At 35.2% G+C, this 23,909-nt stretch carries 24 protein-coding genes; 11 read left to right on the forward strand and 13 right to left on the reverse strand.

Going from position 1 to position 23,909, the window contains the following annotated elements; all coding sequences use genetic code 11:
* From F1003_RS02850 to F1003_RS02865, 4 genes are all read left to right on the forward strand, one after another.
* The coding region (locus F1003_RS02850; protein ID WP_155087705.1) for a T9SS type B sorting domain-containing protein at positions 1 to 2,407 on the forward strand (2,407 nt) is incomplete at its 5' end.
* 9 nt (positions 2,408 to 2,416) lie between these two features.
* On the forward strand, positions 2,417 to 3,352 hold the full coding sequence (locus F1003_RS02855) for a PorP/SprF family type IX secretion system membrane protein (protein ID WP_155087706.1): 936 nt from the start codon (positions 2,417 to 2,419) through the stop codon (positions 3,350 to 3,352).
* Between the two features lie 12 nt (positions 3,353 to 3,364).
* On the forward strand, positions 3,365 to 5,269 hold the full coding sequence (locus F1003_RS02860; protein ID WP_155087707.1) for an OmpA family protein: 1,905 nt from the start codon (positions 3,365 to 3,367) through the stop codon (positions 5,267 to 5,269).
* A 112-nt stretch (positions 5,270 to 5,381) separates the two neighbouring features.
* Positions 5,382 to 6,104: a phytanoyl-CoA dioxygenase family protein gene (locus F1003_RS02865; RefSeq protein ID WP_155087708.1), complete on the forward strand. Its 723-nt coding sequence runs from the start codon at positions 5,382 to 5,384 to the stop codon at positions 6,102 to 6,104.
* 58 nt (positions 6,105 to 6,162) lie between these two features.
* Here F1003_RS02865 and F1003_RS02870 read toward each other — a convergent pair whose 3' ends face one another.
* On the reverse strand, positions 6,163 to 6,657 hold the full coding sequence (locus F1003_RS02870) for a CAP domain-containing protein (RefSeq protein ID WP_155087709.1): 495 nt from the start codon (positions 6,655 to 6,657) through the stop codon (positions 6,163 to 6,165).
* 232 nt (positions 6,658 to 6,889) lie between these two features.
* Positions 6,890 to 7,537 carry a pyridoxamine 5'-phosphate oxidase gene (gene pdxH / locus F1003_RS02875; protein WP_155087710.1) on the reverse strand — a complete coding sequence of 216 codons (648 nt, stop codon included), beginning with the start codon at positions 7,535 to 7,537 and terminating at the stop codon, positions 6,890 to 6,892.
* 87 nt (positions 7,538 to 7,624) lie between these two features.
* Here pdxH and F1003_RS02880 point away from each other — a divergent pair, with 87 nt between their 5' ends.
* The gene (locus F1003_RS02880; RefSeq protein WP_155087711.1) at positions 7,625 to 8,038 is read left to right on the forward strand and encodes a hypothetical protein; all 414 of its coding nucleotides are present in this window, start codon (positions 7,625 to 7,627) and stop codon (positions 8,036 to 8,038) included.
* On the opposite strand, the gene F1003_RS02885 is transcribed toward F1003_RS02880, so the two are convergent.
* The 6 genes from F1003_RS02885 to rpsA form a co-directional block, all read right to left on the reverse strand.
* Positions 8,035 to 8,940, reverse strand: coding sequence for a ribonuclease Z (locus F1003_RS02885; RefSeq protein WP_155087712.1), 906 nt, complete (start codon positions 8,938 to 8,940; stop codon positions 8,035 to 8,037). The two genes, F1003_RS02880 and F1003_RS02885, sit on opposite strands and share 4 nt — an antisense overlap.
* A gap of 81 nt (positions 8,941 to 9,021) precedes the next feature.
* The gene (locus tag F1003_RS02890) at positions 9,022 to 9,354 is read right to left on the reverse strand and encodes a ribonuclease Z (RefSeq protein ID WP_155087713.1); all 333 of its coding nucleotides are present in this window, start codon (positions 9,352 to 9,354) and stop codon (positions 9,022 to 9,024) included.
* A 3-nt stretch (positions 9,355 to 9,357) separates the two neighbouring features.
* The gene (locus tag F1003_RS02895) at positions 9,358 to 10,287 is read right to left on the reverse strand and encodes an aspartate carbamoyltransferase catalytic subunit (protein ID WP_155087714.1); all 930 of its coding nucleotides are present in this window, start codon (positions 10,285 to 10,287) and stop codon (positions 9,358 to 9,360) included.
* Positions 10,288 to 10,363: 76 nt separating this feature from the next.
* Entirely contained in the window at positions 10,364 to 10,903 is a 540-nt protein-coding gene (pyrR, locus tag F1003_RS02900) for a bifunctional pyr operon transcriptional regulator/uracil phosphoribosyltransferase PyrR (RefSeq protein WP_155087715.1), read from the reverse strand.
* Between the two features lie 58 nt (positions 10,904 to 10,961).
* A complete protein-coding gene (locus F1003_RS02905; RefSeq protein ID WP_155087716.1) occupies positions 10,962 to 11,435 on the reverse strand; it encodes a hypothetical protein in 474 nt (157 codons plus the stop codon).
* Positions 11,436 to 11,506: 71 nt separating this feature from the next.
* A complete protein-coding gene (rpsA, locus tag F1003_RS02910) occupies positions 11,507 to 13,357 on the reverse strand; it encodes a 30S ribosomal protein S1 (RefSeq protein WP_155087717.1) in 1,851 nt (616 codons plus the stop codon).
* A gap of 297 nt (positions 13,358 to 13,654) precedes the next feature.
* Between rpsA and F1003_RS02915 the strand changes: the two genes are divergently transcribed.
* On the forward strand, positions 13,655 to 13,939 hold the full coding sequence (locus F1003_RS02915) for a hypothetical protein (protein ID WP_155087718.1): 285 nt from the start codon (positions 13,655 to 13,657) through the stop codon (positions 13,937 to 13,939).
* A 206-nt stretch (positions 13,940 to 14,145) separates the two neighbouring features.
* On the forward strand, positions 14,146 to 14,523 hold the full coding sequence (locus tag F1003_RS02920) for a LysM peptidoglycan-binding domain-containing protein (protein ID WP_155087719.1): 378 nt from the start codon (positions 14,146 to 14,148) through the stop codon (positions 14,521 to 14,523).
* Between the two features lie 65 nt (positions 14,524 to 14,588).
* On the opposite strand, the gene cmk is transcribed toward F1003_RS02920, so the two are convergent.
* From cmk to lon, 4 genes are all read right to left on the reverse strand, one after another.
* Entirely contained in the window at positions 14,589 to 15,272 is a 684-nt protein-coding gene (cmk, locus tag F1003_RS02925) for a (d)CMP kinase (protein ID WP_155087720.1), read from the reverse strand.
* An 85-nt stretch (positions 15,273 to 15,357) separates the two neighbouring features.
* Positions 15,358 to 16,386, reverse strand: a complete 1,029-nt coding sequence (gene porQ / locus F1003_RS02930) for a type IX secretion system protein PorQ (RefSeq protein ID WP_155087721.1) — start codon at positions 16,384 to 16,386, stop codon at positions 15,358 to 15,360.
* Positions 16,387 to 16,459: 73 nt separating this feature from the next.
* Positions 16,460 to 17,212 carry a LysM peptidoglycan-binding domain-containing protein gene (locus F1003_RS02935; RefSeq protein WP_155087722.1) on the reverse strand — a complete coding sequence of 251 codons (753 nt, stop codon included), beginning with the start codon at positions 17,210 to 17,212 and terminating at the stop codon, positions 16,460 to 16,462.
* Entirely contained in the window at positions 17,196 to 19,649 is a 2,454-nt protein-coding gene (lon, locus tag F1003_RS02940) for an endopeptidase La (protein ID WP_155087723.1), read from the reverse strand. Before lon ends, F1003_RS02935 begins: the two co-directional genes overlap by 17 nt.
* A 227-nt stretch (positions 19,650 to 19,876) precedes the next feature.
* Here lon and F1003_RS02945 point away from each other — a divergent pair, with 227 nt between their 5' ends.
* The 4 genes from F1003_RS02945 to F1003_RS02960 are packed head-to-tail and all read left to right on the forward strand — an operon-like array spanning position 19,877 to position 22,838.
* Positions 19,877 to 20,428 (forward strand): RNA polymerase sigma factor, encoded by a 552-nt coding sequence (locus F1003_RS02945; RefSeq protein WP_155087724.1) that lies wholly within the window; start codon positions 19,877 to 19,879, stop codon positions 20,426 to 20,428.
* Positions 20,429 to 20,439: 11 nt separating this feature from the next.
* The gene (locus tag F1003_RS02950; protein WP_155087725.1) at positions 20,440 to 21,003 is read left to right on the forward strand and encodes a hypothetical protein; all 564 of its coding nucleotides are present in this window, start codon (positions 20,440 to 20,442) and stop codon (positions 21,001 to 21,003) included.
* A complete protein-coding gene (locus tag F1003_RS02955) occupies positions 20,981 to 22,069 on the forward strand; it encodes a hypothetical protein (protein ID WP_155087726.1) in 1,089 nt (362 codons plus the stop codon). The genes F1003_RS02950 and F1003_RS02955 overlap by 23 nt, the downstream gene beginning before the upstream one ends.
* Before the next feature lie 43 nt (positions 22,070 to 22,112).
* On the forward strand, positions 22,113 to 22,838 hold the full coding sequence (locus F1003_RS02960) for a head GIN domain-containing protein (RefSeq protein ID WP_155087727.1): 726 nt from the start codon (positions 22,113 to 22,115) through the stop codon (positions 22,836 to 22,838).
* 138 nt (positions 22,839 to 22,976) lie between these two features.
* Here the strand turns inward: F1003_RS02960 and F1003_RS02965 are convergent, their stop codons facing one another.
* Positions 22,977 to 23,891 (reverse strand): lipocalin family protein, encoded by a 915-nt coding sequence (locus F1003_RS02965; RefSeq protein ID WP_155087728.1) that lies wholly within the window; start codon positions 23,889 to 23,891, stop codon positions 22,977 to 22,979.
* Positions 23,892 to 23,909 lie beyond the last annotated feature (18 nt).

The following is a 23,909-nucleotide window of genomic DNA, read 5'->3' on the forward strand; positions in this document are numbered from 1 at the left end:
CTCTGCCAATACTGGTGTGGCTACAGCTTTAGATACTTGTGGTGATGTGACTATTACTGAAAGTGACGTTGAGACGGCGGCTTGTGGGAATACTAAAACGATTACACGTACCTGGACAGCCACAGATGCCTGTGGGAACACGGCTTCCGATACACAGACCATTACCGTTGAGGACACGACTCCACCAACGATCACGGCTCCTGCAGATGTCACCATTGAATGTACCGACGATGAGTCCTCTGCCAATACTGGTGTGGCTACCGCTTTAGATACTTGTGGTGATGTGACTATTACTGAAAGTGACGTTGAGACGGCGGCTTGTGGCAATACTAAAACGATTATACGTACTTGGACAGCTACTGATGCCTGTGGAAACACAGCTTCCGATACGCAGACCATTACCGTTGTGGATACAATACCACCAACGATCACGGCTCCTGCAGATGTCACTATTGAGTGTACGGACGATGAGTCCTCTGCCAATACTGGTGTCGCTACAGCTTCCGATACTTGTGGTGATGTGACCATTACTGAAAGTGACGTAGAGACGGCCGCTTGTGGAAACACGAAAACGATTACACGTACTTGGACAGCTACCGATGCCTGTGGAAACACGGCTTCCGATACACAGACCATTACCGTTGAGGATACTACACCTCCAACGATCACGGCTCCTGCCGATGTCACTATTGAGTGTACCGACGATGAGTCCTCTGCCAATACTGGTGTCGCTACCGCTTCGGATACTTGTGGTGATGTGACCATTACCGAATCTGATGTTGAGACGGCTGCTTGTGGGAACACGAAAACGATTACACGTACCTGGACTGCCACTGATGCCTGTGGGAACACAGCTTCGGATACACAGACCATTACCGTTGTGGATACAACACCGCCTACGATCACGGCTCCTGCAGATGTCACTATTGAGTGTACCGACGATGAGTCCTCTGCCAATACTGGTATCGCTACAGCTTCGGATACCTGTGGTGATGTGACTATCACTCAGTCTGATTCTGAAGTTGCGGCTTGTGGGAACACGAAAACGATTACACGTACCTGGACTGCCACTGATGCCTGTGGGAACACAGCTTCGGATACACAGACCATTACCGTTGTGGATACAACACCGCCTACGATCACGGCTCCTGCAGATGTCATCATTGAATGTGGAGAGGATGAGTCTAGTGCCAACACAGGAATAGCTACTGGCACTGACACATGTGGTAGTGTGGTTATTACTGAAACTGATATGGAATCTGCTGCTTGTGGAAATACAAAAACGATAACCAGAACGTGGACCGCTACGGATGAATGTGGTAATTCTACGTCTGCTGTTCAAACAATTACGGTAGTGGATACTACACCACCTACATTTAATGAATCATTACCTGTTGACATAGAAGTGGAATGTGATGCTATACCTGAAGCAGCAACCTTGACTGCATCTGATATTTGTGGTGAAGTTACGCTCTTATTTAATGAGGATACTATTGCTGGAGCTTGCATAGGTGATTATATTATTGAGCGTACTTGGAAATTTACGGACAGCTGCGCTAATGAAATTGAGCATACTCAAATTATAACCGTACGAGATACTACTCCACCTGCTTTGGTTACACCTTTTGATGAAAATATTACAGTAGCTTGTAATGATATTCCTGAAGTTCCAAACTTAGTATTCCAGGATGAATGTTCTAACGATATAGATGTTGTATTCAATGAAACATCTACTCAAGCAAATGATTTAGAGGATTATGAAATCATTAGAACTTGGACCGTAACTGATGATTGTGGTAATGTCGCGGACTTTTCACAAGTTATTTCAGTAGAAATAAGCAATGTTATAGAAGCCTCTGATACAACACGCTGTATTTTAGATATTGAATTCGATTTATTCGATTTACTTTCTGGTGATTTTGACATGAATGGAACTTGGACTGTAGAATCTGGAGATGCAACTATAAATGGAAGCTTATTTGACCCTTCTACAGTTACAGTAGGCAACTATGTGTTTAAGTATTCTATAACGGAAGGGCCTTGCCCTTCAGAAGCTGAAGTTACTGTTGCCGTTGATGACGAATGTACAGTATTACCTTGTAGTGATGAAAACAACGTTATTATATCAAAAACAGTAACGGCTAATGGAGATAATCATAATGAATTCTTTACAGTCACTGGTCTTGAATTCTGTGGATTTACAATAGAAGTAGAAATATTTAATCGTTGGGGAGCAAAGATTTACGAATCTAGAAATTACCAAAACGATTGGAACGGTGATGCACACGGATCATCGGTAGGAAATTCCGGAAAAGTCCCAACTGGAACCTACTACTATATAATTAATTTTAGAGATAGTGGATTAAAACCATTTGCTGGTCCAATCTACGTAGCAACAAACAAATAAACTTGACCGATGAAGTTACCTAAATTATTAAGTATTGTAATATTTATCTTGGGAGTGTCTACTGCTTTTGCACAGCAGCTACCCCAATTTACGCAATACATGTTTAACACCATCTCTATAAACCCTGCCTATGCAGGCAGTAGAGAAACATTCAGCGCTGTTGGCTTACACAGAAGTCAATGGGTTGGATTAGAAGGTGGTCCTGAGACACAGACTTTATCCATTCATACTCCGTTGAGAAATGAAAAGATTGGTTTAGGATTGTCATTTATAAATGATGAATTGGGTTATGAAAACTTTTCATACATATATGGTGATTTTTCATATACCATTCAAACTGGAGTCAACTCTAAATTAGCTTTTGGGTTAAAGGCTGGGTTTACACATTATAATTTGGATGAAGAGTTACTCAACGACCCATCTGTAGTAAATGACCCATTTTTCAATGATGTTTCTAATCGTTGGAGTCCAAATGTTGGTGCTGGTTTATATTGGCATTCACAACGTTGGTATGTTGGTCTTTCAGCGCCAAGAATACTTAACACAGATTATAATAATGGGAGACAAGGTACATTAGATTATGTAGCGTTAGAACGTATTAGTTATTATATTACTGGTGGCTATGTTTTCGACTTAAGTGAAACGACAAAATTAAAACCTTCTGTATTATTAAAAGCGACCAATGGTGCACCATTATCCTTTGATGTTTCCGCTAACTTTTTATTTAACGAAACCTTTTGGATTGGTGCAGGGTATAGAATCAACGAATCGGCAGCTGCAATTGGTGGTATAGCGGATTTTCAAATTTCAAAACAAATGAGAATTGGCTATGCTTACGAATATCCAATTTCAGATTTAAGACCTTATACAAGTGGTACCCACGAAGTGCTGCTTATGTTTGAAGTATTTAAGAGTAAACGTATAAAATCACCTAGATACTTCTAAAAGAATTGTGTTATGAAAACAAAGATTATAACTTTCATATTTATTTTAGGCTACTCAATTTCTTATTCGCAAACTAAGTTGGCCGATAAGTTTTTTGAGAACTATGGTTACATAAAGGCCATAGAGCTATACGAAAAAGCAGTTGAAAATGGTGACAATAGTGTGCATGTACTAACGCGTTTAGGAGATGCTTACTATAATAATTCAAATTCTGAAAAAGCAGCTTATTGGTATGGCGAAGCCTTAAAAGAACATAAAAATATAGATGCCGAATATCTTTACAAATACATTCAATCACTAAGAAGTATAGGTAAATATGATGAAGCCGATAAATGGTTTAAAGAATTAAGTGCTGCGCAACAAGGCGATAGCAGGTTGAAAGGATATAATCCTGATGAAGTAGATTTGTACGCCAAACTTACCACTAAAAATAAGGTTATTGTAAATATTGAAAACCTTCCATTTAATTCTGAAAATTCGGACTTTGGATCTTACATTTTTGACAACACCTTATACTTTGCATCTGCCAGAGGTGATGATAATAAAGTATATAGCTGGAACAAAGAACCTTTTTTAGATTTATTTGAAGTACCTCTTACGGACGATAACGGTTTAATTACCTATGGTTCATCTTCAGAGATTTCATCTAGCGCTATTAATACAGAGTACCATGAAGCTTCTGTAGCTATTACCAATGATGGCAAAACTCTTTATTTTACAAGAGATAACATTAACAAGCGCAATAAATTAAAATACGATAATGAAGGAACGACACACCTTAAGCTTTATAAGGCAACTTTAGAAAATGATCAATGGTCTAATGTTGTAGAACTTCCTTTTAATGATGATGTGTATTCCACTGGGCATCCAGCTTTAAGTCCAGATAATAAAACTCTTTACTTTGTCTCTGATCGCGAAGGTGGTTTAGGGCAATCAGACATTTATGCTGTAAAAATCAATGAAGACGGCACTTATGGCGAACCTGAAAATCTTGGAGAAAAAATTAATACCGAAGGACGTGAAATGTTTCCTTTTGTGGCAAAAGACAATACACTTTACTTCTCGTCTGACGGCCATTTGAACTTAGGTTTATTAGACATTTTTAAGTCCGATATTCTAAAAGGCATACGCACAGAACCTGAAAATATGGGATCGCCATATAACAGTGGTTATGATGATTTTGCATTCTTTATGGATTCTGAAACCGAAAAAGGTTATTTCTCATCCAATAGACCAAATGGTAAAGGTAGTGATGACATCTATAGCTTTAACGCACAACAATGTAAACAATACATTGCTGGAGTAGCAAGAGATAGCAAAACCAATATTATACTAACAGGTGTTATGGTACGCTTAATTGATGAAACCGGAAAAGTTGTAGAAGAATTTTTCACTAAAGACGGTGGTGAATATACCTTTACTGTAGATTGCAACAAAACTTATTCTGTAGTTGGTAACAAGCCAGACTATAAAGAAGACCAACAAGCAGTGACAACGGCTTTCGATAATGAAAAAGTCAATACTGTAGATTTAATGTTAGAACCTCTGATTATAGATAACCAAATCGTTATTAACCCTATTTTCTTTGATTTTGACAAATGGAACATTAGAACAGATGCACAATACGAACTTGAGAACATAGTAGACGTAATGCGCAAACACCCTAACATGGTAATTAAAATTGAATCTCATACAGACAGTCGTGGTGGTGACAGATACAACATGAAACTTTCTGACAGACGTGCAAAATCCACAAGAGATTATATCATCTCTAGAGGTATAGACGCAAGTAGAATTGAAAGCGCAATAGGTTATGGTGAATCACAACTTTTAAATAAATGTGCTAACCGTGTAAAATGTACTGAGGAAGAGCATCAACTGAACAGACGTTCTTACTTCTATATTGTAAAAGAATAATTTTACTCTCAAAATTACTTAAGTAAAAGCAAGCTCTAACAGGCTTGCTTTTTTATTAATAAATTAATCTTAAATAAATACTTATAAGTAAACCATATATTATTTTTATTATATGAAAGTGGATAAGTATGTAAACGAATTAAAAAATCTTGGTTATTCAACAGTTGAGGATATTTATTCAACAAGAGAAATAAGTTCTATTATTAATTGTATTGAAAACACAGTAGTTAAGGACGAAGATCCTATTTCGAAAAATAAAAGTATATATGCTATTCGTCAATTATTAAAGGTAGTTCCTGAATTAATGCACTACATTTTCAATGACAATTTAATTCATATTTTAAACAGACTCTATAAGTCTAGGTACTTTATAACTAAAGCCATTTACTTTGACAAACCTCCGAAATCAAATTGGTTTGTTGCTTATCATCAGGATTTGAGTATTTCTGTAAATAAAAAAGTTGAACTGAATGGTTATCAAAATTGGACATACAAGAAAGGTCAATATGGAGTTCAGCCACCTGAAAAAATTCTTCAAAATACTATTACCGTCAGAATACATTTAGACGATACAACAAAAGATAATGGTGCTTTAAAAATTATCCCTAAATCTCATTCAAAGGGTATTATCAAAAAGGAATCAGAAGATTTAAATTTGAAAAGTGAAACCATCTGTGAAGTTAGGCAAGGTGGAATAATGTTAATGAAGCCCTTATTATTTCATGCATCAAATAAAACCACAAACAATAAAAGAAGAAGAGTCATTCATCTGGAGTTTAACATAATGGCATTACAAAAACCATTAGAGTGGCTTGAGTTTAAAAAAATAAACTAAAAAAAGCCACAACTTTCATTATGGCTTTTTCTTGCTATTAATCAACTTTTATTGCGGTTTAACGCTTAATGAAGATATTGGTAAAATACCACTTCCCTTCACTATTCTGTTCGGCTGAGATGTCAAAATCTGTATAATCGCCTTCAATATTTTCTTTATGGCTTGGACTGTTTAGCCAAGCATTAACCACTGATGCAGCAGAGCTAAACCCATAAGCTACATTCTCAGAAACAATGTTAGCATTAGCATTAAGCTGTAAACTCTGCTTTCTCTGAAAAAAGTTATCATGAGATACATTTTCCTCTTCTATCATATAATCTGTATGTGTAAACGCCACAGCTTTAACCGTACTGTGGTCATTGAGCGGAGATAAGCCTTCATTAATTCTATAATCATTAATGAGCTCCATGATTTCAATTTCAATCTGTTTTGCTTGTGGTGCCACTGGCACTTCTATAGCATTGATTTGATCATCAATACTATCTGTTGAGCAAGATGTAAAGCCTAAGAGGGCAACAATGGCCATAAATGGCAATAGTTTAGTTACTTTCATAAGTAGGTTAATTAGGTAATTTAGATTTGGAGTCTAAATTGTTTATTACTTACATTGGTTATTTAAATAATTGGGGCAATTAAATAACCAACTCATTTCATTGTGAATATACATTATTATTCGAATTTGTACGTTTATAAGCGTTATAATTCGATAAAATGAATTATTTTGTAAGAATATTAGAATAAAAAGTTAAGAGAATTTGCATTTCATCGATAATGCAAGAAGAGAATCAAGGTGATAATCTTTCAATCTTCCAATCAAAGTTTGATTGTAATTGATAACGGATTCTATCGTGTAATCGGTTAGGTCTGCCTTGCCAAAATTCAATCTCAACAGGCTTTACTATATAACCTCCCCAATATTTTGGTCGTTCTATGTCCTTACCCTCGTATTTAGCTTCAAGTGCTTTTAGCTTATCCTCAAGTTCAGATCTATCCTTAACGACTTCACTTTGATCTGAAACTATTGCACCGAGTTGACTTCCACGAGGACGTGATTCAAAATAACCATCGCTTAGATTTTCGGCAATCTTCTCTGCCCTTCCTTTAATAATGATTTGGCGCTCGGCTGCTTGCCAAAAGAACGATAGACATACATTAGGGTTGGCATCTATAGCTTTTCCTTTTTCACTATTATAGTTGGTGTAGAAAATAAAACCTTCGTGTGTGTACTTTTTAAGCAGCACTACTCTACTCTTTGGGTAGCCGTCTAATCCTAAGGTAGAAATTGTCATGGCATTGGTTTCACCGACATTGAAGTGTGTATCAACTTCTACAAACCAATTTCGGAATAACTCCATTGGATTAACAGGTACATTATCCAATAATAGTTCCCCTTTTTCGTAAGATTTTCTGTAGTTGCCTAAGTCTTTTTCCATATATGTACGAAGTTAGTTCAATATTTTGTTTCTGTCAAAAAAAGTGTAGATTTGAAAACCATCTTAAAAATCTAACTAAATTACTAAATGAGATTTGAAGACTCACCTCACTCAAAATCCATTGCTTACGATAAAATTGTTTTAGATTTTGGTTCTTATTATCTCTGTGGCGATTTCTTTATTATGGAAATCAATGAAGGTGAACATTTTAACGGGGAAAAGCTGAATACCCTATTGGATTCGCTTAGAGCTTATTACGGTACACATAAAGCTTTAGCGTATATCGCAAACCGTGTAAATGCATATTCTATTGACCCTGTGCTTTGGTCTTATTTTGATAAAGATGATAGTATTTTAATAGCAACTTGTATTGTTAGCTATAGGGATTCTACATATATGAGCGCTAATATTGAAAAGAATATTGCTTCCATTCCTATGAAAAGAGCATTTAGCTTGGGCGAAGCTATTAATTGGGTACAGAATTTAAAAGAATTTAATTAAAACTCAAAAGACTTACCATCTTGTGCCAAAAGCACATTATCAAACTCTTCTTTGGCTTCTGACTTAAACTCATCATAACCGTTATATCGCGTTGAGAAATGCCCCAGAATTAAAGTTCCCACATTCGCTTTTTTAGCTATAAGAGCAGCTTGTCTGGCAGTACTATGCTTAGTGGGTATGCAAAGGGCTTCGTTTTTATCTATGAATGTAGATTCGTGATACAAGACCGAAACATTCTTTATCAATGGTATAATGGCTTCGTTATAAACTGTATCACTACAGAAGGCATAACTTTTTGGTGGTATAGGATCCTTGGTTACTGATTCGTTTTTTATAAGAACTCCTTCTTCATTTTCGACGTCAAAACCTTGTTTTAACTTACGATAATAAGCCACATTAATGTTAGCTCTTAAAACAGCAGCAATATCTAATTTGCGTTCGTTTTTCTTTTCCTTGAACAAAAATCCGTTGGTATAAATACGATGAATTAATGGAATGGTATGTACTTCCACATTGTCATCCTGATAAATCAGTTCGGATTTTTTTGATGTCAACTCATGAAAAATCAAAGGATAATTAGTCCATGAATCCGAAAGCTTTAACTGGAGGGTAATGACCTCTTTTAAGCCTTTTGGTCCATAAATATGAAGTGGAGTTTCTCGTGTTAAAAGCCTAAAAGTACTCACCAAACCAACCAAACCAAAATAATGGTCGCCATGAAGATGTGAAATAAAGATGTGTTTAATCCTTGAAAACTTAATTTTATTGCGACGCAATTCTACCTGAGTGCCTTCACCACAATCAATAAGAAACATGTGGTTCTTTATTTCCAATACTTGAGATGTAGGATTGGTATTGGTGCGTGGTGTAGCGCTGTGGCAGCCGAGAATGGTTAATTTCATAGTTTGTCGTTTAGTTGTTTAGTCATTTAGTTGTCTTTAATAATTCTACTTTACAACTTAACGACCAACAGCTTAACATTTTCAAAATCCTAAATCGCGTTCAATATCTTCCATTTCAATGATGTCGTAGGCTTCTTGCAAAGTAGGTACGACAACTAACTCATCTGGCATTTGGTCTAAATCCGCTTGACTAGTTACAATAACGAAGGATTTTTTTTCAGCGCGGTGGTTATTACTTAATCTTAAAAACTCTATAATATCTTTGAGCAAAATCTTTTCAAGACTAGATAATCTTACAATGAGGTGATAATCTTTATACTTATGATAACCAACCTCTATATTATTTACCAGTGTTTTTACTGAGGCTTTCTCTTGGGCGATTATGGTAATATTCCCATCTCTATCTACAATCATACCTTACTGTTTTATTTTGGCAGCGAGTAAGTAAATAACGGCCATTCTTATCGCTACACCGTTTTCCACTTGATCTAAAATAATGGCTTGCTTAGAATCCGCCACATCGCTCGTTATCTCCACACCTCTGTTTATAGGTCCTGGATGCATTATTACAATATCCTTTTTTAAACTATCCAGCAATTCTTTATTTACACCAAATTGTTGCGTGTATTCTCTAGTGGTTGGAAAATAACTTATTTCCATGCGTTCATTCTGTACGCGCAGCATATTGGCGACATCGCACCACTCTAGTGCTTTTCTAAGATTGGTTTCAACTTTTACTCCAAGCTCTTTAATATATTTAGGCAAAAGTGTTTTTGGTCCGCAAACCATAACATTAGCACCTTGCAACTGTAAAGCATAAATGTTTGAAAGTGCTACTCTGCTATGTAGAATATCTCCAACAATAACTACATTTTTTCCTTTTACACTGCCTAATTTTTCTCTAATGGAATACGAATCCAACAACGCTTGGGTAGGATGCTCATGCGCTCCATCACCAGCGTTTATAATACTTGCATTGACGTGTTTTGATAAAAACACACCAGCACCAGGATTTGGATGACGCATTACTACCATATCCACTTTCATGGACAAGATGTTATTCACGGTATCTATAAGTGTCTCGCCCTTTTTCACTGACGATTGTGATGCTGAAAAATTGATAACATCTGCAGATAGACGTTTTTCTGCAAGTTCAAATGATAATTTTGTGCGTGTGGAATTTTCAAAAAATAAGTTGGCAATAGTAATATCTCTAAGTGACGGAACTTTTTTAATAGGCCTATTAATGACCTCCTTGAACTGATCTGCCGTTTCAAAAATCAGTTCTATATCTTGTTCGGTAAGATATTTTATTCCCAGTAAGTGATTTACACTTAGTTCACTCATTTGTTTTAGTATTCAGTTGGTAGTATTCAGTCTTTTTTATCTGTTTATTCACTAATTCCAACTGTGTTTATATTTTTCATTTATCAATTAAATACACAGAGTCTTCACCTTCATTTTCAGCCCAATTTACTTTTACTTTTTGATTATCTATGGCATCAACCTGTCTTCCTTTATAATTTGGCTGTATTGGCAAATGACGACTAAAGCGTCTGTCTATTAAAGTCAATAATTCTATATTATTAGGTCTTCCAAACGATTGAATAGCTGAAAGTGCTGACCTTATGCTTCGCCCTGTATATAGGACATCATCAATAAAAACAACATTCTTATCCTCAACAATAAAATCTATTTCGGTAGTGTTAGCTTCAAGTGGTTTTTCTCCTCTTCTAAAATCGTCTCTAAAAAAAGTTATGTCTAGATGCCCTAACAGAATATTCTTAATGTTGTAATCCTTTGTGAGCATTTGTGCCAAACGATTGGCCAAAAACTTACCTCTTGGTTGTATACCAATTAAAGCTGTTTCAGAAAAATCATCGTGGTTTTCAATAAGTTGGCAAGCCAATCTATGTAGTGTGATATCGACTTCCTTAGAGTTAAGTAATACTTTTTGACTCATGCAGTATCCAAACGTTATTGGTTCGCAAAGTTAGGGAATTTGATGTAATTTTTAGATTTTAATTTAACAAAGGTTTATTGTGATCCCTAAAAATTAAAATGCTTATTAATGTCCCTACAATGAATCCCATAAATAAATAGATTTCAAATTTTAGATGGACAATATCAAATTCTGGAATTAAACCATCAGGTAAATCGTATAAGGCCAATTCTTCAAACTGAACGTTAAGACCATAAATTCTCAGTCTCCAAAAGACTATTCCTGTTATTAGAATAATTGCGGCTGCTATTAACCCTTTGTAAATGAATTTGATGTTTGTAATTTTTTCAATAACTAAATAGAACAAAGGAATTAAACCTATACTAGTGGCAAATATTAAATCAGAATTAAACTGACCTGCCGTAGTTCTATTAATTAATGTGACATTCTCATTCTTTAGCAAAGAAAAAGAAAGCTCATAAAAACCTTTATGAAACCAAAAGCCCATAACAGCAAATAGAATTACTAAAATGATATAAACAATAACCTTCATAAGAGACAAATGTAAAATAAAAAAACCTCCCGAAAATCGAGAGGCTCTTATATTAAAAATTTAAAGAAAAATTATTTCTTTTTCCCGTCCATTTTATCTTTAAGTGCTTGTAAAGCATCGTTTGCATCACCTAAAGTCGGTTTAGCTTCTGCCGCTTGTGCTTCTGCTTTCTTAACAGCTTGCTTAACGATCTTAGCTTCTTCTTCCCTAAATACTGCAGTATGAGATGCTACCACACGCTTGAATTCCTTATTGAACTCAATGATCTTAAATTCTGCTTCTTCACCTTTACCAAGCTTAGAACCATCTTCTTTTTCTAGATGACGTTGCGGAACAAATGCCGTAATGTCTTCATTGAAATCAATAGTTGCTCCTTTATCTACCATTTCAGTAATGGCAGCCTTGTGAGTTGTACCTAAAGCAAATTCAGTTTCATATTTGTCCCAAGGGTTTTCTGTAGTTTGCTTATGACCTAAAGATAATTTACGTCCTTCTACATCTAACTCTAAAACAACTACTTCTAACTCATCACCTACGTTACAGAATTCTGATGGGTGCTTAATTTTCTTAGTCCAAGATAAATCTGAAATATAAATTAATCCGTCGATACCTTCTTCTAATTCAACAAATACACCAAAGTTTGTAAAGTTACGTACAATACCTGTGTGCTTAGAACCTACAGGATATTTCTTAGTAATATCTGTCCACGGGTCTGGTGTTAATTGCTTAATACCAAGAGACATTTTACGATCTTCTCTATCTAAAGTTAAGATTTGAGCTTCGATCTCATCACCAACCGATACGAAATCTTGAGCAGAACGTAAATGCGTTGACCAAGACATTTCACTTACGTGAACTAATCCTTCAACACCTTCTTCTACTTCAACAAATGCACCGTAATCAGCGATTACAACAACCTTACCTTTAACTTTATCTCCAACTTTTACATCTTCGCCTAAAGCTTCCCAAGGATGCTTAGATAATTGCTTAAGACCTAATTGGATTCTAGATTTGTTCTCATCAAAATCAAGGATTACAACATTTAATTTCTGGTCTAACTCAACTATCTCATTTGGATGGTTGATACGAGACCAAGATAAATCTGTAATATGAACTAAACCATCTACTCCACCTAAATCGATAAACACACCATAAGAAGTAATGTTCTTCACAATACCTTCTAAGACCTGTCCTTTTTCTAACTGACCAATGATTTCTTTCTTTTGCTCTTCAATATCTGCTTCGATAAGCGCTTTGTGAGAAACAACTATGTTTTTGAATTCGTGATTGATTTTAACAACCTTAAATTCCATAGTTTTATTTACGTACTGATCGTAATCTCTAATAGGCTTCACATCGATTTGAGAACCTGGTAAGAATGCTTCTATACCAAATACGTCAACGATCATACCACCTTTAGTTCTGCATTTCACAAAACCATTTACGATTTCACCTGTATCATGTGCGTTGTTTACTCTGTCCCATGCTTTGATTACACGAGCTTTTCTGTGAGATAATACTAACTGTCCTGTTGCGTCTTCACGTACGTCAATTAATACTTCAACTTTGTCACCAACTTTTAAATCTGGGTTGTAACGGAACTCATTAAGAGAGATTACACCTTCAGACTTTGCGTTAATGTCAATAATAGCATCTCTATCTGTAATGTGAATTACTTCACCTTCTACAACTTCGTCATCTAAAGTGTCAACGAAATTTTCAGATACTAATTTTTCAAATTCTTCTAACTTCTTGTCCGCTACTTGCTCAATTCCTTCTTCGTAATTGTGCCAATCGAACTCCTTTAAGAATTTTTCCGGATTTTTTTGCGCTTCACTTACGTGAGGTGCAACAGCCGTAGCTGTTTCTTTTGCTTCTGCCGCAACTTCGGCTTCCGCTTGTTTTGTTTCTTTTTCAGACATGTGCTGAATAAAATTTGTATTCTGTAGCATTAGAAAGACTAGCGAATGACTAACAGAAGTTTATTAATTTAAATTTGTTTTATTTCCTTTTCTACTTTCAATACTTCGCTAAAAAGGAGCGCAAAATTAATCATTTTCAATCAATTAACAAATTACTGAGCCATTATTTAAACTACTTTACATTAAAATGATGCAATCATAACATTTCCCATTGTAGTGCAAATGATACAATTTTTAATTTTGAGAAAAACATATCACATGAAAAAAATTAGTTTATACCTGTTAATATTAGTACCTATGTTAACCAATTGTAGTGATGATGATGCACCGATTAATCCTCTTATCAATTCAGGATTAATTGGCGAATGGGAAATAAGCGCACGTGGTATTAACAATGTTTCATCTACAGAAGCCTTATGTTGTGAAACAATAAAATTTATGGAGGATTCAAATGAGCTTGATTCAATTGGTAAATATACTTTTAATGATACTAGTGGTATTATTACAGATGGTGTTTTTACTTTAGATATTGAAAATAACGGATTACTATATACAACCGTAAATAATAATTCTTATACATAAGAGTATTCTTTAAATACAGATGTACTTGAAGTATGGTATTTTGAAAATGGCAATCGTATCTGGACACAATACGATAGGTTATAAAAAAAGATTTCCTAATAGTGACTTTCCACCAAAACCAGTGTCCTATAATTAGGATATACCATATGATGCTAAAAATTGGTATATTTACAAGAAGTATTAACACTAAATTAAAACAATAAATTATGGTTAGAGAAAAATACCAAGGCGTATTAGACTTAGGTGAAACACTAGGAATTCAAGATGGTGATGTAAAAGTGGAAGATGGCAAATTAAAAATATGGGGAACTGCAAAGACACAATATGAAAAGAACTTATTATGGGACGCTATAAAAGCTGCTGGTGGAGATAGTCCTTCTGATATAATGGCTGACATTAAAGTTGCTGACGAGTCTGTATATGCAAGACATACGGTTGCTTCAGGTGAGACTTTAGGTAAGATTGCTAAGCACTACTACGGTGATCCATCTAAGTACCAAAAGATTTATCAGGCCAACACCGATATTCTTAAGAATCCGGATTTAATTTATCCAGATCAGGAATTGATTATTCCTAATCTTTAATAGAAAGATTTACAACTTAAAAAGGCGACTGATCACTGAGGTTCTCGAAGTGCAGTCGCTTTTTTTTATGCTATAGCTTTTGCTAGTTTTATCAAACTATCGAGTTGAGCTTCGATTGTTAAGTCTGAATTATCAATTTCAATAGCATCTTCAGCTTTCATCAATGGTGAATCTTCTCTTGTAGAATCTATATAATCTCTTGTCGTTACATTCTCTAGAACTTCATCATAGCTCAAATTATGTCCTCGTTCCAATAACTCCTTGTATCGTCGTTTAGCCCTTGTTTCAGCTGATGCGGTCATAAAGATTTTGAGTTCTGCATCAGGAAATACAACTGTACCAATATCGCGACCATCCATAACAATTCCTTTGCCCTTTCCCATTAATTGCTGTTGTTCTACCAATTTTTGACGTACTTCAGAAATTGTGGAAACCGGACTAACATATTGAGAGACCTCAAGAGTTCGGATGTCCTTCTCAATGTTCTCTCCATTTAGATACACCTCCGCAAAACCAAGGTCTTCATTGAACTTAAACGTAATATTAATGTCATCAAGCCTTTCTATAAGTTTTTCAGAATGAAAGAAACCCTCACCAATTAAGTCATTTTTCAAAGCAAAGTAAGTCACTGCTCTATACATAGCACCAGTATCAACATATATGTAATTTAACTCTTTGGCTAACTGCCTGGCAACCGTACTTTTTCCTGTTGATGAAAATCCATCTATGGCTATGATGATTTTATTCATAATTGTTTAAAATTTGCATAGTGATTACTGTAAAGATAAAAACACCCCTAAAGTCCCCTCAAGGGGACATTCCTTTCAATTTAAATTATCGTCTTCCATCTAAATCAATTTGAAGTCCAAAGAAACTCGTATTAGAAGCACTGGTATATCTGGCGTGTGTATAACTAAATCGCATCTTATTCAACCTAATACCAACACCAACTGAAAGCCCTGAGAAATTTCTTTGGTCTACAATTCTTAATTCTTCTGCTCGTCTAAAGTTATAACCTAATCTTAAGTTAAAGCCACGTTCTGGCCATAATTCTGCTCCCAAAATTAAATGACGCAATGCGTTATTGAAAAAACCAACCTTTTCTTGGGTTTGATTGCCGTCTAAATCCGTGGTTGCTCTAGCAGGATTCGATATGCCAATAGGCCATTTTTGTAAATTTTCTAGAGTAAGATGCCAACGTATTGGAACGTTTTCTAAGGTCTGGGACATTCCGAAATTAACTTCAAATGGCAAAGGTTCATTTTGACCAGCGTAAGTCGTGAACTGAGTACCAATATTTCTTACAGTTAAAGCGGCATGAAAGTCTAAATCTTCATTAATATACATAGCTCCTAAATCCACTGCTCCACCTATGGAATTATATTGTTCTAATAAGGATGTAATGATTTTTACATTGGCGCCAACATAGAAATCCGTAAATGGAATATTGTAATTATAACCTGCAGAAATAGCCGCTTCGTTACCACTAAAGCTTCCTGTAGAAACTCCACTAACATCATAACCATCAAAAGTACCGTAATTGATATAGGTAACACCAAAATGAAAAGTCTGAATATGTCTATCCCAAGTATAGGCGTAAGCTGCGGTTCCGTAAGTTATGCCTCCTAAAAAACTAGACACGTTAACCGCCATTTGATTATGCATTTGCCAATTTAACGAAGCTGGATTGTAGAGCGCCTCCGTAACGTCGTGATCGAAATTAGTTATGATTTTACCTCCTAGGGCTGCTTGTCTTGGTGAGGATACTAAATTAAGAAATTGATAAGTAGATTCGCCACCCAATTGTGCAAACACTGGTAATGCCAATAGCATAATAGATAATTGGGTAAGCCTCTTAATCATAAACGATGCAAAATAACTAAATCTATCTTAAAACGATGATATGATTTTTTTATTTTTTGAGTGAGGTCCTTTTCTATTGTAATCGCAATACCTGACCAACTTTTATAAGATTACTGGTTAAGCCATTAAAGCTTTTAAGTTGCTCAACGGAAAGTCCATTTTTCTTGGCAATGCTGTAAAGCGTATCACCTTTAGAAACAGTCCATACAGATAAATCACTTTTACCAATATTAGAGTTAAAATTAGCAACTCTTAGCTCTTGACCAACCTTAATCAAATTTGACGTTAAATCGTTTTGCTGTTTAAGTTCACTTACTGTTAGTCCATAACGATTGGCCAGACTATATAAGGTTTGTCCTTTTTCTACGATATGAAAATCGGAAGAACTTTTAGTTTTTGCTTTAGATGTTGAAGGTTGCGTTAAGACTTCAGGTTTGGCTTCTTCAATTTCAACTACATCAAAGTTTCTAACCCGAAGCTTTTGACCCTTTTCAACTAAGGTCGATTCTAAATTATTAACTCTTTTTAATTCCGTTAAAGTTGTATTGTATCGGTTGGCAATATCGAGTAAAGTTTCATTCTCTTCAACGATATGAAAATTGGAATTAATTTCCTCTTTCTCAAAATTATCAGCTTTCGAAACTTTAGGCTTTTTATCTGGCTTAGGATCTACCAAAGTAATTTCACCAGTGACCACATTAAGCTTTGCAGGTTTACCGTCTAGAACCACATCTTTATATTCAACCTTTTCTTCTTGTCCGAAAGCCAGTGCACCTGCCAACAGAACAACAACTATAGAAAGAATTAATTTAAAGTTTCTTTGCATTTTTAACTTTCTGGTTAGTGATCGCGATATCTAAAACATCGCTCATATCCTTCACATAATGAAAAGTCAGCCCTTTTAAGTATTCGGGTTTAATTTCATCTATATCACGTTTGTTGTCTTCACAAAGTAGAATTTCTTTAATACGAGCACGTTTGGCCGCTAGAATTTTTTCCTTAATACCACCAACTGGTAACACTTTTCCTCTCAACGTAATCTCGCCAGTCATAGCAATGCTCTTTTTCACTTTACGTTGCGTAAATAAAGATACTAAAGAGGTTAACATTGTAACACCTGCGCTTGGCCCATCTTTTGGAGTGGCTCCTTCTGGTACGTGAATGTGAACATTATACTTTTCGAATACTTCAGGGTTGATTTCAAATTTATCTGCATTGGATTTAATATACTCCATGGCAATAGTGGCAGATTCCTTCATAACCTTTCCTAGGTTACCTGTGATAGAGAGATTGCCTTTTCCTTTAGATAAAATTGATTCTATAAATAAAATATCACCACCTACTCTAGTCCAAGCTAAGCCTGTGACAACACCTGCTACGTTATTGTTTTCGTATTTATCGCGTTCTAACTTCGGGCTACCAAGAATCTCAACTACATCTTCATTAGACACTTTTACGTTGTAATCCTCATCCATCGCAATGTTTTTGGCCGCATAACGTACCATTTTCGCAATTTGCTTCTCTAAACCTCTAACACCAGACTCACGCGTGTAACCTTCAACGATTTTTTCTAATTGAGGTTTTCCGATTTTAAGGTTAGAACTATCCAAACCATGCTCTTTCAACTGCTTTGGCAATAAGTGACGTTTGGCGATTTCAACCTTTTCTTCAATGGTATAACCCGTAACATTAATGATTTCCATACGATCTCTTAATGCTGGTTGAATGGTATTTAAACTATTGGCTGTAGCCACAAACATTACCTTAGACAAGTCATAACCCATCTCCAAGAAGTTGTCGTAGAATTCGTTGTTTTGCTCAGGGTCTAACACTTCTAACATCGCAGACGACGGATCACCTTGATTCCCTGTTGATAATTTATCTATCTCATCCAAAACAAAAACCGGATTGGAGGTTTGTGCCTTCTTTAAACTCTGTATGATTCGCCCTGGCATTGCACCAATATAAGTCTTTCTATGCCCTCTAATTTCAGATTCGTCACGCAAACCGCCTAAAGATATTCTCACATATTCTCTACCTAAGGCTTCAGCTATAGATTTACCTAAAGATGTTTTACCAACACCTGGAGGACCATATAAACAAAGAATCGGAGACTTCATATCATTACGCAGCTTTAACACCGCCAAATACTCAATGATACGTTTCTTTACATCATCTAATCCAAAATGGTCGCGGTCCAAGATTTTCATTGCACGCTTTAAATCGAATTTATCTTGAGTGAATTCATTCCAAGGTAAATCCAAAAATAAATCTAGATAATTACGTTGAATAGAATACTCAGCAACCTGAGGATTCATGCGTTGCATCTTAGATAATTCTTTATCGAAATGCGCTTTTACCTTTTTATCCCATTTCTTTTTCTTGGCGCGCGCTTTCATTTCTTCGATTTCTTCACCAGAAGAGACTCCTCCACCCAATTCTTCTTGAATGGTTTTCATCTGCTGATGCAAGAAATATTCACGCTGTTGCTGGTTCATATCGCTCTGCACCTTGCTCTGAATATCGTTCTTAAGCTCTAGCTTTTGATATTCGAGATTCATAAATTTTAAGGTTTCAAGCGCACGCTCCTTAAGATCATTTATTACCAACAGCTTTTGTTTTTCATCAACCTTTAAGTTCATATTTGATGATACAAAGTTGACCAAGAACGAATTGCTCTCAATATTCTTTATGGCAAAACTTGCCTCAGAAGGGATGTTTGGGCTTTCCTTTATAATGTCTAATGACAAGTCCTTAATAGAATCTATTATAGCAGAAAACTCCTCATTTTGGGTTTCTGGCTTAACTTCTGGCAAATCTGAAATTGTAGCCGTCAAATAAGGCTTCTCTTGTATAACCTTTTTTATCTCAAATCGTTTTTTACCTTGTATGATAACGGTTGTGTTACCATCTGGCATTTTCAACACCTTCAAGATTCTAGCTACGGTTCCTGCTTTATATATATCATTTGCTGAAGGATTCTCAACCGCTTCATCTTTTTGAGCAACCACACCAACAACTTTTCCACCTTTATTGGCATCATTAATCAATTTGATGGATGTATCTCTACCAGCCGTAATCGGAATGACGACTCCTGGAAACAAAACCGTATTCCTAAGTGGTAAAATCGGCAAGGATTCTGGTAAAGTTTCATTATTTATTAACTCTTCATCTTCTGGTGTCATCAAAGGAATCAACTCTGAATTTTCGTCAAAATCCTGAAATGACAAACTGTCAAGTCCTAAAAATTTTTGTTTTCCCATAGTATATTTAAGCCATTCTGTCATTAAAATTTACAGACTAGCGTTTGTTTAAATGTATTAATAATTAACTTTATACTGAATATCAACAGATTAGAAGATATTCAAAGTTATTCACACTAGTATAATTTCAATTGTTATGCCATTACCTTTATAGAAATTAAAAGTTTTTTATGCAAACTGTAACAATCTAAGTTCAACCTCATCTTTAGAATAAAGCAATTGTTTTTTTGACATCAACCAATCAAGATATCGAACAGTTATTATTGCTTTGTAAATCTAGTAACCAACGTGCGCAGTTGGAAATTTACAATAGATACAACAAAGCTATGTATAATACAGCCTTAAGGATTGTAAAGGATTCTTATAGGGCTGAGGACATAATGCAAGAGTCTTTTTTAACGGCATTTACAAAGTTAAATACTCTAGAGGACACCAATTTATTTGGTGCTTGGTTAAAACGTATAGTAGTGAACAATAGTATTGCACATTACAATAAGACCGCCAAGCAAAATGAAGTGCCTTTAGAAACCGTAATATACAAAGTTGAAGATGACAACGGCATTGAAGAATGTAGCCAAAATTCGGATAAAGTAAAGCACATATTAAAGGTTATGAAAACCTTGAAACCTAACTATAGTTTAGGATTGTCTTTACACCTTATTGAAGGTTACGATTATGAAGAAATCTGTGACATAATGGATATTTCTTATGCCAGTTGCAGGACAATGATTTCTAGAGCAAAAGAAAGTTTACGTAAAAAACTAATGCAAACAGCCTAAATTTTAAAGCGATGCAAAAAGATACTTTAAACGATTTATTTGATAACCTTAAAGGAGAGTTTGATATAAACGAACCTAACAAAGGGCATGAAAACCGGTTTTTAGATAAATTAACAGCCAGTGATTCAGCTTCTGTTGATTCTGAAATGACATCTCGCTTTAATTGGAAACCGTTTTTAGCCATTGCAGCTTCTTTGGTCATTTGCTTCAGTGTGTTTGCAACATTACAAAGCGAACCCGAAGCTATGGATTTGGCAAGCGTGTCACCAGAAATGTCTGAAGCCCAAGATTTCTTCACTGCTACAATTCAAACTGAATTAAAAAAGCTGAACAACGAACGTTCACCTTTAACCGAAAAAGTGATCACAGATGCTCTAAACAGAATTGAACTTTTAGAAAAAGAGTATCAAAATTTAAAAACTGATTTAAATGAAAGTAATAATGACCAACGTGTTATCTACGCTATGATCAGCAACTTTCAGAATAGGATTGATATTTTAAATACAGTCTTAGAACAAATTGAAACTATTAAAGAATTAAAAACCAACAACGATGAACCAAAAAATACAATTTAGATTAGCATTATTATTCTTGTTAATGCCTTTTATAGCATTGGCAAACACAGGAAAAGATGCTACGAAGACAGAAAAAGAACGCAACATTAAAAAATCATTTAATGTGTCCCCTAACGCTACACTCAAAGTGAAAAACAGCTATGGCAACTTGGATATTGTAACATGGAATGAAAATAGAATTGATTTTGATATTACCATTAAAGTATCTGGTAATGATGCTGAAAAAGTACAAGAACGTTTAGATGGTATAGACGTAGAATTTTCTGCAAGTAACGATTTGGTTTCTGCCATTACCAATATTGAAAAGAAGGAAAAAAGCTGGTGGAACTGGGGCAAAAAGATGAACCTTAAGTTAGAAATCAACTACGTTATTAAAATGCCAATATCTGGCAACGTGGATTTAAACAATGACTATGGAGCCATTAACCTAGATAAGCTAGAAGGAAGAGCAAAAATCAATTGTGATTATGGTAAAATCACTACCAAAGAACTCATGGCAGACAATAATGAACTTAGGTTTGATTATACCAACAACTGTTATTTTGAGTATATCAAAAGTGCTAAAATTAATGCAGACTATAGTGGCTATACCATTGCAAAAGCAGAAAATTTAGACATATATGCCGATTATTCAAAGTCGATAGTAGAAGTTGTGGAAAATGTAAAATACAACTGCGACTATGGTGCTTTAAAGATCGAAAATGTCAACAATGTTGAAGGAAATGGTGATTATTTGGGCTTGCGTTTAGGAAATGTTTTTAAGAATATAGATGTAAAATCTAACTATGGATCCTTAAAAATTGACCGTATGACTTCAAAAGCAAAAAACATAAATATTGATTCTGAATTTACAGGTATTACCATTGGGTATGACGCTGGCTACAATTTCAATTTTGATATAGATTTAGATTATTGCTCACTAAGAGATTCTGATGGTTTTAATTTCACACTAAAGGAAGCTAATCATTCTGAAAAGAAATATAAAGGCTACTACGGTTCTAAAAACTCTGGTAATATGGTAAATATTAAATCAGAATACGGAAGCGTTAGTTTTACGAAAAACTAAATCACGGCATCGAAATACATAACCAACATAAAAAAACGAACAAATGAAAGCATTACAATCAATCACAGTATTAGTATTCTTACTATGTGTATCAACATCTTGTGCACAGTGGGATAAATGGGAAAAAGTTAAAGGTGATGGCAACATCACTACAATAACAAGAACTACAGGACCTTACGATGGCTTAAAAGCTGCAGGGCCAATGGATTTTAAATTAGTTGAAGGTAAAGAAGGTTCTATTACCATTAAGGGAGATGCCAACCTTATGGATTACATCGTAACCGAAGTTAAAGACGGGAATCTTGTGGTTAAAGTAAAAAAAGGCACTAATATAAAACCAACAGAAACTATTGTAGTCACCGTACCTTATGAGTCTATAAATTCTGTTTCGCTTGCCGGATCTGGTGATATAGAAAACTCAGGAACAATTAATACAGATGAGTTTGAAGTGTCATTGGCAGGCTCTGGTGATATTAACTTAAACATCAGTTCTAACACTGTAGAAAGCAGTATTGCTGGCTCTGGTGATATTGAATTGAGCGGCTCAACAAAGGATTTAAGTACTAAAATTGCCGGTTCTGGTGATTTTAATGGTAAAAACTTAAAAAGCATGAACGTTACAGCCAAAATCGCTGGCTCAGGAAACGTCAATGTGGTTTGTAATGGCAAACTAAAAGCAAGAGTTTCTGGATCTGGTAATGTAAACTATTCTGGCACACCAACAAGCAAGGATACTAAGGTTACTGGCTCAGGCAAAGTGAGAAATTAATAGCAAATCAATCAACCAAAAAATGAATGAGGACTGGCTTTGCTGGTCCTTTTTTTATTAAGCCTAAACTAATTTTAAAGAAAAACTATCAGAAGCTGATTTTCCTAATTAGACCTTAACCATTAACCCTACAATTTATTAGTATTTTTCATAGACATAAGTAACAGGTTCTACAATGGTTGATGTACCATCTACTGTACTAGTGGCTGTAAACCCATCATTTACTACAACAAATAAGCTATCAGCATTTCTAAAATGGTTTATCGTAGTACCATCAGAGAAAGTAATGGCCACCGTATTACCGTTTTGTGTCCAGGTAAAAGATATAGTTTCACTTATGTTAGTACAGTCTACATAGAAGTCTTCACCTTCGGGACCTGTAGGTGTGTAGGTTATTTCAGCTATAGATCTATAGAAAAACAAACCTGTTCCATCACCATTAAAAGTAATGGTTTCGTTATCATAACAGTCAATTTCCTCTAAATAGTCAAAGGTGACTTCTCCATCGTTATCAATATCAATACCTTGGTCATTTAGCCATGAAATCAGCCTCCAATTACCAACAAGATCTAGAAAAACAGGTGCGCAATCACCAATATCATCAATAATAGCTTGTAAAGTACCATCATCTCCACAGACTTCAATTTGATACTCCAATGCATCCACGTAGGCATTACACAAATCTTCAAGGGTATCATCAGTGGCATTTTCATAGTCTTCTTGGGCTATTTCAGTTGCAGTTATAGCTTCTTCACATAGATCTTCATCCAATACGCAGGTTCCTAGCGCGTCAACTAGCGTTTGTAAACTACTATCTTCATCACCACAAAATTCTATTTGATCCTCTAAAGCACCTCTATAAACTTGGCATAAAACGCTGTAATTATTTTCAGTGGCAGAAGAAAAATTTACGGCAGCATCTGCAGTAGCCTGCATGGCCAAAAGGCAAGAATTGTCTTCTATTATAATCTCTCCCTCGTAAGGTTCGTTATGACAACCCACAAGGAACAGGATTACAATACAAAGATATTGTAAACTTATTTTCTTTAACATAGCATCTAAAGTTAAGCA

Origin of the sequence: Winogradskyella ouciana (assembly GCF_009709615.1) — a bacterium.
GTDB classification, from domain to species: domain Bacteria; phylum Bacteroidota; class Bacteroidia; order Flavobacteriales; family Flavobacteriaceae; genus Winogradskyella; species Winogradskyella ouciana.